General features: G+C 65.5%; 6 protein-coding genes. 4 read left to right on the top strand and 2 right to left on the bottom strand.

Annotated elements, in window-relative coordinates:
- Positions 1-61 precede the first annotated feature (61 nt).
- Together FCU40_RS12265 and FCU40_RS12260 are read left to right on the top strand one after the other, a co-directional pair.
- On the top strand, positions 62-2875 hold the full coding sequence (locus FCU40_RS12265; RefSeq protein WP_168075277.1) for a TonB-dependent receptor: 2814 nt from the start codon (positions 62-64) through the stop codon (positions 2873-2875).
- Positions 2876-2885: 10 nt separating this feature from the next.
- Positions 2886-4928 carry a phospholipase C, phosphocholine-specific gene (locus FCU40_RS12260; RefSeq protein WP_168075275.1) on the top strand — a complete coding sequence of 681 codons (2043 nt, stop codon included), beginning with the start codon at positions 2886-2888 and terminating at the stop codon, positions 4926-4928.
- Between the two features lie 474 nt (positions 4929-5402).
- On the opposite strand, the gene FCU40_RS12250 is transcribed toward FCU40_RS12260, so the two are convergent.
- On the bottom strand, positions 5403-6299 hold the full coding sequence (locus FCU40_RS12250) for a bestrophin family protein (protein ID WP_004622669.1): 897 nt from the start codon (positions 6297-6299) through the stop codon (positions 5403-5405).
- A 367-nt stretch (positions 6300-6666) separates the two neighbouring features.
- Here FCU40_RS12250 and FCU40_RS12245 point away from each other — a divergent pair, with 367 nt between their 5' ends.
- Positions 6667-9159: a TonB-dependent receptor gene (locus FCU40_RS12245; RefSeq protein WP_168075271.1), complete on the top strand. Its 2493-nt coding sequence runs from the start codon at positions 6667-6669 to the stop codon at positions 9157-9159.
- A 148-nt stretch (positions 9160-9307) separates the two neighbouring features.
- On the opposite strand, the gene FCU40_RS12240 is transcribed toward FCU40_RS12245, so the two are convergent.
- On the bottom strand, positions 9308-10714 hold the full coding sequence (locus FCU40_RS12240; RefSeq protein WP_168075269.1) for a porin: 1407 nt from the start codon (positions 10712-10714) through the stop codon (positions 9308-9310).
- Positions 10715-11118: 404 nt separating this feature from the next.
- Here FCU40_RS12240 and FCU40_RS12235 point away from each other — a divergent pair, with 404 nt between their 5' ends.
- A complete protein-coding gene (locus FCU40_RS12235) occupies positions 11119-11658 on the top strand; it encodes a YceI family protein (protein WP_168075267.1) in 540 nt (179 codons plus the stop codon).
- Positions 11659-11831: the final 173 nt, after the last annotated feature.

The raw sequence follows: 11831 nt of genomic DNA, 5'->3' as shown, positions 1-11831 counted from the left end.
GGGTAGGTTCGTCGGACTGCGTCTTCCCAGCTGCCGGCAAAGGCCGGAGACGGGGATGATCATGCAGTACAAATTCTTGTCCGCCGCCCTGGCGGGCGTCTCGGCTTTCGCCGTCGGTCTGTCGGCGCCTTCCGCCCACGCCCAGGTCCAGGCGCGCGCCTTCGAGATCGCGCAGCAGCCGCTGGGCCCGGCCCTCCGCGCCTTCGCCCTGCAGAGCGGCAAGGACATCGTGTTCGATCCCAAGCTGGTGCGCGGCAAGAACGCGCCGCCGCTGAAGGGCCAGTACCTGAACGAGGAAGCCCTGCGCCGGCTGCTGGCCGGCTCGGGACTGACCTTCGAGGGCTCCGCGACCGGCGGCTTCATCATCCGCGCCCTGGCGACGCTGGGCGCCGACGCCCGATCGGGCGAAGATGTCGCCGACATCGGCGGTGTCGTGGTGATCGGCCGCCGCTCCGTCGAGACGCCGCGCGACCAGATCAAGCGCTTCACCTCGGGAATTTCGGATTCGGTGACCGTCGCCGACATCGAAAACACGCCCGACACCACGCTGCCCGAGGCCTTGGACCGCGTGGTCGGCGTCAGCGCCGACAAGTACTACGGCACCAGCGACGGCGGCTATGTCTCGATCCGGGCTTTCGATTCCCGCTACAACAGCATCGACATCGACGGCAATCCGATCTGGTTCAGCAGCCAGAACAACCGCGGGGCCCAGATCGGCGTCTTTCCATCCTCGATGGTCAAGGAAACTAGCGTCTACAAGACCGTGACGCCCGATCAGGACGGCAATTCGGTCGGCGGGCACATCTCGCTGCGCACCCTGCGGGCGTTCGACGGCGGCGGCCGGCCCTATCTGTCGCTGGGCGGGCGCGTCGGCCGTTTCGACCAGGAGGGCGCCGTCGCCTCGGGGCCGTCGATGCGCCTGTACGGCGCGGGCAAGGCCACCTTCGGCCCCGATCGCCAGTACGGCGTGGTCGTCGGTTTCAACGCCCAGCGAATGCGCAACGCCGACAAGTACGGCGGGGTGGACGCCTATACGCAGGTGAACGGCGCCGACCTGGTCAACAACAGCAACGTCTATGCCGACAGCGCCTACGACAAGGACGTCAAGAACCTGGTCGGCTACGCTAAGGTCGAGCTGCGCAAGAACGACGGCCTCTACGCTTTCCTGTCGGGGACGGTGATCGACGACAAGCGCCGCCAGTATCTGCAACGTGAAGGCACTTACATCTACCAGACCAACGGGCGCACGACGAACTTCAGCGACGGCGCGGCCGACTTCAACAAGGCGGTCGGCCAGACCAAGGAGTACGACTACGACGGCAACCGCAAGGCCAAGATGCTGGGCGGCGGGGTGGACTACCAGATCGGCGCCGGCGGCGTCCTGACGGTGCGGGGCAACTATACGGACTTCCGAAACGACCTGATCACCCGTTACCCGGAGACGTTTCAGTTCAGCAACCTGTCGGGCCACTACGACCTGAACGGCGACCTGCCGACGATCCGCTACGACAACCCGGCCGCCTACGCCGACCCGACCAACTGGGTCAACCGCAACACCACGGCGTCCTATGTTCGCGACCAGGACCTGAGGGACAAGGTCACGGCGCTCAGGGTCGACTACAGCCAGAACACCTTCGCCGACGCTCGTGGGTTCGGCTTTGCCGCCGGCGCCAGCTGGACGCGGCTGGATCGGCGCTACGACCAGAACCAGGACAACTATCTGTTGCCCAAGGGAACGACGCTGCGCCTGTCGGACGTGATCGATCCCGGCGCGACCATGGCCGGCAACGCCGCGATCAAAATGAACTGGGACCGGTTCTGGACCTATGTCTACGCTAACGGGATCAAGACGACCGACCTCGCCCCGGCGTCGGACTACGCCCTGGTCGAGGACGTCGCGGCCGGCCACGCCGAGGCCTATCTCAGCGGCGATCGCTATCGGGTGATCGCCGGCGTTCGCTACGAGACGACGCACGACGTGGACGACACCGGCGACACGGTAGGCGGAGTCTCCACCCCGTCGCATCGCACGAACCGCTATGGCAATTGGATGCCCAACATCCAGGGCAGCTATGACCTGACGCCGCGCCTGAAGCTGAAGCTGGCCTTCACCAAGACGATCGGCCGACCAGACTTCGCCGATATCGCGCCGGGCCGGACGGTGGGCGTGGACGCCAACGGCAATCCGGTGATCAGCGGCTCGAACGCGCAACTGGGCCCGCGCCTGTCGACCAACTACGACGCCAGCCTCGAATACTATCTGAAGGACGGCTACGTCTCGCTGGCGGCGTTCCACAAGGATCTCGACCACGAGACCTTCAACGAGAAGACCGTGACGCTGGACGCCAGCGGCGCCGTGATCCTGACGCGGACCACGCCCCTGAACAGCGGCAGCGCCTGGGTGACGGGGGTCGAGGCGTCGTTCGCCAAGCGGCGGCTGGAGTTCCTGCCGGGCCCGCTAAAGCGCCTCGGCCTCACCGCCAACTACACCTGGCTGGACAGCCGCTGGTCGGTGGTCCTCACCGACGGGACGGTCCGCAGCATCAACTCGCTGCGCAACCAGCCCAAGTACATGGGCAATGTCGGCCTCAGCTACGACCTCGGACGGCTGGACCTGCACCTGGACTATCGCGTCCGCGGCCGGGCCTTCACCACGACGTTCGGGACCACGCCCGCCGGCGACCAGTGGATCAAGGCCAGCGACCAACTGGACCTGCAGGCCAACTGGCGGGTGCGGCGCGACCTGCAGCTGACGTTCGAGGCTCGGAACCTGACCGACAGCTACACGACCATGACCACGGGCGTCACCAACGCCATCTACAACAGCGTCGGCGGCGGCAGGAGCTACTTCGCCGGCTTCAAGTATCGCTATTGAGGCGGGCGTCATGACCGACCATCGAGACGAGGCGTCGCGGCGGGCCTTCCTGGCCGGGGCGCTGGGCCTGACGGCGACCGCCGAGCTGTGGCCCGGCGCTCTGGCGCGAGCCATGGAGACGCCGGCCGCCCATCGCACCGGCACGATCCGCGACGTCGAGCACGTGGTGATCTTCATGCAGGAGAACCGCTCGTTCGATCACTACTTCGGGACGCTGTCGGGCGTGCGCGGCTTCGCCGATCGGCGGCCCTGGACCCTGCCGAATGGCGACCCGGTCTGGCGCCAACCCGACGGAAAGGGCGGGGTGGTCACGCCGTTCCGCTTCGACGCCGAGGGCACGAACTTCCCGGTGATGAAGAGCCTCCACCACGACTGGGCGACCGGCCACGCGGCTTGGAACGCGGGGCGCTACGACAACTGGATTCCGGCCAAGGGCCCCCTGACCATGGGCTATCTGGCCCGCCCGGACATCCCCTATCACTTCGCCCTGGCGGACGCCTTCACCGTCTGCGACGCCTATTTCTCCTCGCTACAGGGGCCGACCTGCCCCAATCGCCTCTATCTGATGACGGGCTGTGTCGACCATCACGGCAAGGGCGGCGGTCCCGTGATCGCCAACATCGACATCACCCAGAAGCCCGACGGCATCGTCTTCGGTCCCGAATGGCGGACCTATGCCGAGCGCCTGCAGGACGCCGGGGTGTCGTGGCGCCTGTATCGGCAGGGGGCGGACCTGGCCAGCGACGACGACAGCGACGGCGGCATGAACACGCTGATGGCGTTCGAACGGTTCCACACCGCCCGCCCCGGCGATCCGCTGTATCAGGCCGGCGTCGAGCCTCGGCGGCTGGAGCAGCTGAAGGCCGACGTCCAGAACGACCGCCTGGCCCAGGTCTCGTGGATCACCCCGCCCCGGATCTTCTGCGAGCATCCCAACTGGCCGCCGGCCTACGGCGTCGAATATCTGGCGCGGATCCTCGACGCCCTGACCTCGAACCCGGACGTCTGGAGCAAGACGGTGTTCCTGGTCATGTACGATGAGAACGACGGCTTCTTTGACCACGTGGTTCCGCCCGTTCCGCCGTTCAGCCGCGCCGAGGGGCGCAGCACCGTGGCGACCGACGACGAGCGCCATCCGGCGACCGGGCAACCCTACGGCCTGGGCATGCGGGTGCCGATGTTGGTCATCTCGCCCTGGAGCCGGGGCGGCTGGGTATGTTCGGAGGTTTTCGACCATACCTCGGTGATCCGTTTCCTGGAGGCGCGGTTCGGCGTCCACGAGCCCAACATCAGCGCCTGGCGGCGCGCGGTTTGCGGTGACCTGACCAGCGCCTTCGACTTCAAGACCCCAAACGGCGAGCCGCCACGCCGCCTCGCGACGATCAGCGCCGATCTGGCCTTGCCGAACCAGGCCGCCTTCAACGCCTACAAGGCGGTGGTGGGCAAGCGGCCCAAACCAGTCGTCCCCGCCAGTCCGCCCCAGCCGGTCGCGGAACCAGGTCAGCGTCCCTGGCGGCCTTTGCCTTACGATCTGGCGGTGGACCTGAAGTCGGAAGAGGAGGGTGTCGTCCTGACCTTCCGTAACGCCGGCAAGGCGGGGGCCAGCTTTTACGTGAATGATCGACTTGCGCCCGAGACGCCGCCTCGGCGGTTCACGGTTGGGGCCGGTCGGTCACTTTCGGATCGGTGGAAGGCGATCGACGGGCGCTATGAGCTCGTCGTGCACGGGCCGGCCAGCTTCTATCGCGCGTTTGAGGGCGGTGACGACGACGGGCTTGAGGTGCGTCTGCGGACGTCGGCGGACGGCGGGGTGAGGCTGGATTTGAGGAACCGGACGGCGCACCGTTTGGACCTGGCTGTTCACGATCACTACGCGCCCAAGTCACGGAGCATTTCGATGGGGCCCGGCGCGAGGCTCGCTCGTCTTTTTGACCTCAGGCAGAGCGCTCGGTGGTACGACCTGACGATCAATACAGCGGGGCTTAGCTATCGTTTGGCGGGACACGTCGAGTGCGGGCAGGGCAGCCTCAGTGATCCCGCCGCGGCGCGCTGAACAGCTTCGCTGTCGGCGTTCCCGATTTCGAACCGAATGTCCAGCCTTTGGAAACGCGCCAAAGACAGCGATTGGCGCATCGCTTCGGTCGAACTGTCCCGCGCTCCCGCGGGACGCTAAAGGAAGCCCCTGTTCCAGGCCACCAGCGGCCGGGCGGGGGAGAGCGTGCTCTCCGAAAGGTCGCCAGACTTGGCGACCTAGATGTGCGCTCTCAATAGGTTGTCCATCCGGTCCGGACCCGAGAAGCTGTGGTTGCGAAGCTACAGAACCTCAGGAGAGGATCGGATGAACGTGCATAAGAATGCCCGTCTGATAGCGCACAGTCGAGCCGAGGTGGTGCGGCGTGTGTTGGATGAAGGTCAATTGTGGAGGGCAGTCGCCACAAATGAAACGGGTTGGCCTCCTTCGGGCGGACGGTGGATCTGACTCGCGATGCAAGCGCCGTCGATCGCGGACGGCCGTCGCCCGTCCGGGTCAGGTCAGCCGGTAGCGTTCGGGCGTGATGGGCGGCGGCAGGTCTTCGCGGCCGAGGGAGAACAACAGTTCGCGCTCCACCATGCGGGCCATGGCGTCGAGCGGCAGATCATTGTCGTCATGGCCAAAGGGATCCTCCAGCTGATCCCCAAGCGCGTCGAGACCGAAAAAGGTGTAGCTGACGATCACGACCAGCAAAGGGGTCCACCATCCCAGCGTCGGCGCGAGGCCGAACGGCAGGAGAACGCAAAACAGAAGCGCGGTGCGATGCAGGAGCAGCGAGTAGGCGAAGGGCAGCGGCGTGGTCTTGATCCGCTCGCAGGCGGCCTGCACGACGCTGAGCTCGGACAGTTTGGTTTCGAGCACCGAGTAGTGAATATCCGAGATCGTCTTGCTGGCGGCTAAGCGCAGACATTCGGCGCCGACCTCGGCCAGGACGGCGTCGGTCGGATTGGGCGCCGCCCGCCACGCGCGATGTTGGACCCAGGGCGCGATGGCGGCGATTTCGTCGCTTTCCCGCAACCGCGCCGTGAGGCCGTGGGTGAACCCGCAGACCCCGGTCAGCAAGGCTTCGCGCGTCTCCTTATCCAGCGTCGCCGTCTGCCGAGCGAAGGATCGCGAGGCGATGATCAGTTGCCCCCAGAGTTTTCGAGCCTCCCACCAGCGATCGTAACAAGCGTTGTTTCGAAAGCTCATGAAGATCGAGAGCGACAGTCCGATCAGCGCGAACGGCATCGTGCTCAGATGGATCATCTGTCGCGGGAACTGGATGTGGAGCAGTATCGCCAGAAAGGAAATCGCGGTCAGGGCGACGAGGCGGGCCGCGATTTTCGGAATAATCGAACCGTGGATCGCCAGCAGAACATCTAAAGTTTCCGGCCTGTCCCTGACGATCATTACCGAATACCTCTTTTTCGTTGTGTTCGGCTTACGGCACAAAACGCGGGCTAGCCATGCGACATACTGGAGCAGGCGATGGCTCTGAATCGAATTAAATAATTGATATAATTAAATATTTTAGAGCGGGCGAGCGGACCTGGAATGCGGCCAAGCCCAGCTCGATGGCGTCGGCGGAGGCTTTTCTCGCGCGCCGTGTTCGGGGCTTGCGACCTTTGGACGCGTCCGCTTGGCCGCGTCTTCGCTTGCGAGGTTCGAATTCCAAGCCAGAACTAAACCTAGAACAGCAGAAACCTCGCTCGACCGGATTCACGCGATCTCTCGGCGGCGCGAGGTTTACAAAGCCGATTGGGGAGGGATTCAAACGATGCGGCCGCGTCACTGGCTCGCGCCTCTGTGGGGCGTCGTCCTGAGCTTGCCAGCGGGTTTCGCCGCGGCGGCGGACAACGGGGCCGCCGCGGCCGTGTCGCCCGTCGTGGTGGTGGGCGTCACGCCCCTCGGCGCCGGCGTCGACGCGGACAGGGTGGCCGCGCCCGTGCAGACCGCGACGGGCGAGGATATCGACCGAAGCCATGCGCTGGACCTGTCGGCCTTCATGATCCGCAAGCTGCGCGGGGTTTACGTCAACGATATCCAGAACAATCCGCTGCAGCCGGACCTGAACTACCGGGGCTTCACCGCTTCTCCGTTGCTGGGCACGGCGCAGGGGCTGTCGGTCTTTGTCGATGGCGTTCGCTTGAACCAACCTTTCGGCGAGGTCGTCAGCTGGGACCTGATCCCCCGCCAGGCTATCGCCGATATGGCGCTTGTCCCGGGCTCCAATCCGTTGTTCGGGCTGAACGCCTTGGGCGGCGCGATCTCGATCCGCACCAAGGATGGCCGGCGCGACCCTGGCGGCATGGTTCAACTGAGTTACGGCTCCTACAACCGACGTCTGGCCGAAGCCGAGATCGGCGGCGCGTCCGGCGCTTTCGACTGGTATGCGACCGCGTCGGCGTTCAAGGACAAGGGCTGGCGCGACGCCTCGCCGTCCAACGCCACGCAAGGGTTCGCCAAGCTTGGCTGGACGGGGGATCACACCCGGCTGACGCTTTCCGGCGCCTACGCCAATACCGATCTGACCGGCAACGGCCTGCAGGAGCAGCGCTTCCTGGCGCGCGACAGAGCCAGCGTCTACACCAAGCCCGATGTCACCCATAACCTGTCGCGTCTGGTCAACCTGACCTTCGATCACGACGCGAGCGACGGGCTGGTCCTGTCGGGCAATCTCTATTTTCGCGAGATCCACACCCGCACCCTCAATGGGGATATCAACGACGACTCGCTGACCGAGAGCGTCTATCAGCCCAACGCCGCCGAGCGCGCCGCGCTGGCGGCGGCCGGCTACGCCGGGTTTCCAGTTTCCGGCGAGAACGCGGCCAACACCCCGTTTCCTTCGTATCGCTGCATCGCCAACGCGTTGCTGAATAGCGAGCCCAACGAGAAGTGCAACGGCCTGCTGAATCGCACCGGCGCGCGTCAGCGCGAAGGGGGCGTCGCGGTTCAGGCCGCCTGGCGAGGAACCCTGGCCGGGCGTGACAACATGTTCGTGGCGGGGGGCGGCTACAGGGAAAGCCGAGCGCATTTTCTGCAGTCGTCGCAATTTGGCTATCTGACCGCGGACCGTGGGGTGATCGGCGTCACGGGCCCCGGCGCCTTCGCCGATGGAACCCAGGATTCCGAAAACGCCTTCGACGCTCGCGTCGACCTTTCGGGCAGGACACGAAGCTTCGGCGCCTATGCCGCCGACATCCTCCAACTGACCCCTGTTCTGTCGGCCACGCTGTCGGCGCGATACGATGTCGACCATGTGCGCGATCGCGACGCCATCACGCCGGGCGGCGGCCCCGGTTCGCTGGACGGCTCGCCGAGGTTTTCACGCCTCAATCCGGCCTTGGGGCTCACCTGGAAAGCCTCCGCCAGCCTTACGGCCTATGCGAACCTGAGCCAGGGCGGACGAGCGCCGTCGGTCATCGAGCTGGGCTGCGCCGATCCCGCCAACCCCTGCCGGCTGCCCAACGCCATGGCCGGCGATCCGCCGTTGAAACAGGTTCGGACACGCACGGCCGAGCTGGGCGCGCGCGGCGCGTTGTCGGGCGTCCATTGGACGATCAGCGCCTTCCGGGCCGACAATCGCGACGACATCCTGTTCGTCGCCGACGACACGGCCGGCTATGGCTATTTCAAGAACTTCGGACGCACGCGTCGGGAAGGCGTCGAGCTGGGCCTGGAGGGACGCCATGGGCCGGTGTCCGCCAGCCTGAACTACACCTATCTGCGCGCCACCTATCGCACCGCGGAAACCGTGGGCGGGGCGGGCAACAGCGCCAACGACATCGGCCCGGGTTTCGCGGGCAACATCCAGATCGCGCCGGGCGACAGGATCCCGCTGATCCCCGAGCATCTCTTCAAGGCTCAGCTGGACTGGGACGTGACCAGCGCCCTGGCGCTCAGCGCCGATATGGTCGCCCAGAGCGGCATCTACGCCCGCGGCAACGAGAACAACGCGCACCGACCGGATGGCGTCTATTATCTCGGCGCGGGCAAGACCAAGGGCTATGCGGTCTTCAATCTGGGCGCGGACTATCGTCCGACCAAGACGGTGAAGCTGTTCGTTCAAGTGACCAATGTCTTCGACGCGCGATACGAGACGGCGGCGCAACTGCGCGCGACGGGCTTCACCGATACGGGCGCCTTCATCGCCAGGCCCTTCAGCGGACCGATCGTCGGTGGCGAGCGTCCGGTGCGCTCGGCCACCTTCTATGCGCCTGGCGCGCCCAGAATGATCTGGGCCGGCGTGCGCTATCAGTTCGGGCGTTAGAGCGTTTTCCGACGAAGCGTCACGCTCTAAGTATTTGATTTAGAAACCTGTTATCGCGTCAAAACGATTCCATTTCGACGCGCGCGGCTCTGGGTATGGTCGGCGGGAGGGGCGTCCGCGACGCCGCCCCTCCCGCCAATCCTTATCTCTAGAAGAACAGGATCGCGCCCAGAGCCGTGGTGTCCGACTCCGCGCTGTTGCCGTTCTGGGCCTCCGAACGGGTTTTGGTGTATTCGCCGACCAGATTGATCCAGGGCGTCAGAGCGTATTGTGAATGGAACAGGGTCGAGCTGTTCTTCGAGACCAGCGTCGGGAACACCTCCCCGCGCGCCGCGCGCAGCCGGCTTTCGCCATGGCTGGCGCCCAGCGAGAGCTTGCGGGTGACCTTGTACGCGCCTTGGACGTAGTAGCCGCTGCTGTCGCGTTTGCGGCCGTCGGCCGTCGCGGCCAGGATGAAGAGCCCCGTCGTGCCGACGCCGGAGCCATTGTAGTAGTAGCCGGTGACGGTCGCCTTCCCAGCCGTCAGCTTGCCGCCCAGATCATAGGCCGAGCCGGTGTAGCCGCCAAAGCCGCTGACGCCGTCGTGCTTCTGGGTCAGGGCGTTGGCCCACAGCTGGCCGCTGAAGCCCTGGCCGCCGAACGCGTAGGTGAGCTTGCCCTGGAAGCCCGGGCTGGAATTGGCCTCGCTGGCGCCGGCGGTGGTCAGGGGCTGGAACACGCCGACCGCCATCTGCAAGCCGCCGAATTTCGGTGAGGTGTAGGTGATCTGCGGTTGGAAGTCGGTGTAGATGTAGCCGACGCCGATCCGCCCGATCGAGGTGTTGCTCGGCGCGCTGTTGCCCGCCGCGGTGCCGACGCCCAACAGGCTCAGATCGTTCAAGATCGCTTCGGAGCCGAACAGGCCGATATCGCGCCCGATCTTCAACTCGCCCAGATCCTTGCGGCCGATGGTCAGATAGGTCTGGCGCGCGTCGATGCCGGAGGTGGAGAGCGCGGTGGGCGACCCCGCCGAATTGGCGCCGCCGACGTTGGAAACGCTGTTGATGCCGGGGTAGAGGCCGAAGTGGGCCCCGACATCGAAGCCGTTCTGGACGCTGGTCACATCCACCTTGAGGAAGCCTGGCAGAAGGCCGTTACGGACCGACGACGTGTCGGGCCCAAGGCTGGCCAAGCCGCCGACCACGGTTGACCCAGGGCCAGCCGTCGCGCCGCTGTCGTGGACATAGAACCCGTTGACCGAGCCGGAAAACTTCACGGTGACGGGGCCGGCCTGGAAGCCGACGCCGCTATCGGTGGTGCGCACGAAGCTGTCCGCCCGCCCGTCGGGTTTGGCGCTGGCGGATGACGCGTCGGCGTTGGGGGCTCGCGCCGACGCGGAGGCGACGGGTTCGTCGACGGCCTTTCGACGCATCAGTTCATCGTACTCGGCCTGCGTCAAAATGCCCTTGGCCAACAGCTTGCCGAGCAGAGCGTCGGTGGTGTCCGCCGCCGCCGAGGACGCCGTTCCGAGCGCGCCCGCAAGGATCGCGGAGATGAGAAGTCCATGCCTTTTCATGATTGTTTCCGTCCCCATGTTTGGAGGAAGTAATTGATTTTACTTCTCTATCGACGTGGCCTCGGCGTCGTGTTCGGCGCGGGCGGCTTGGGTCGATCCGCCAAGCGTGTGCCTTGGGGGCGATAAGCGTCGCCGTGACAGATGGCCCCACGGGAGTGGCCTTCGCCCCGTTCGAGGGCCTGGCCTGGGCCCTTGACGATACGGGGCGCGGGAGTGCGATCTTTGCGCGCTCTCGCCGAGCGGAGCGTTCGACCGTTTCCGCGTCTTGGTGGCGAGCCAATGGCCATTCATCGGGAGGGCTTCGGGTGTTCAGATACTGTCTCGCGGCGATCTCAAGCGTTTGCCTTCTGGGGGCGGCGGGTCTTGCCCCAGCCCAGACGCGGGCGCCGACCGCTCAGGCGAGCGTGAACCCCGCCGAGGCGCGATCCGGACAGTACCGAGTCGATCCCAACCACACGCGCGTGGCTTGGAGCGTCAGCCACAACGGATTTTCGACCTTCCAGGCCATGTTGACGGACGTGTCCGGGTCGCTTGTTCTGGACGTGGCGCATCCCGAAGCCAGCAAGCTCGATATCAGCATCGACATGACCAAGGCGGCTTCGGGGCTTCCGAAATTCGACGAGACCTTGCGGGGCGCATCCATCTTCAATAGCGCCGCCTTTCCGAGCGCGACGTTCAAGTCGACGCGCGTCGAGCGGTATGGAGAGCGCGACGCCAAGGTGACCGGGGACCTGACGTTCCTGGGCGTGACGCGACCCGTGACGCTGGATGTAAGGTTCAATCGCGCGGGGCCCGGCTCGGGCGCGCCCGGCTATCGCCTCGGCTTCGACGCCAAGGCCGTGATCGATCGCAACCAGTTCGGGCTTTTGGCCATGCCCTCCATAGGCAACCAGGTGACCCTGGTGGTCGAGGCCGAGTTCCTGCTTTCGGAACCCAAGCTTTAGGAGGCCCCGGTCGCCTCGACCTCTGGGTTGTCTCGAAACTGCACTGTGGGTCGAAATGTCGCGGCCCAATCAAGATTTTCGAATGCTCTAGCGATTGAGTTTTCATGAAGCCCCGATAGGGTTTCGAGCCATTCGAGGCACGCAATACTGATCTCGAACCGCCAAAATATCTG

Origin of the sequence: Caulobacter sp. SSI4214 (genome assembly GCF_012184455.1) — a bacterium.
Classification (GTDB): Bacteria; Pseudomonadota; Alphaproteobacteria; order Caulobacterales; family Caulobacteraceae; genus Caulobacter; species Caulobacter vibrioides_E.
This window is presented reverse-complemented; position numbering and strand designations above follow the sequence as displayed.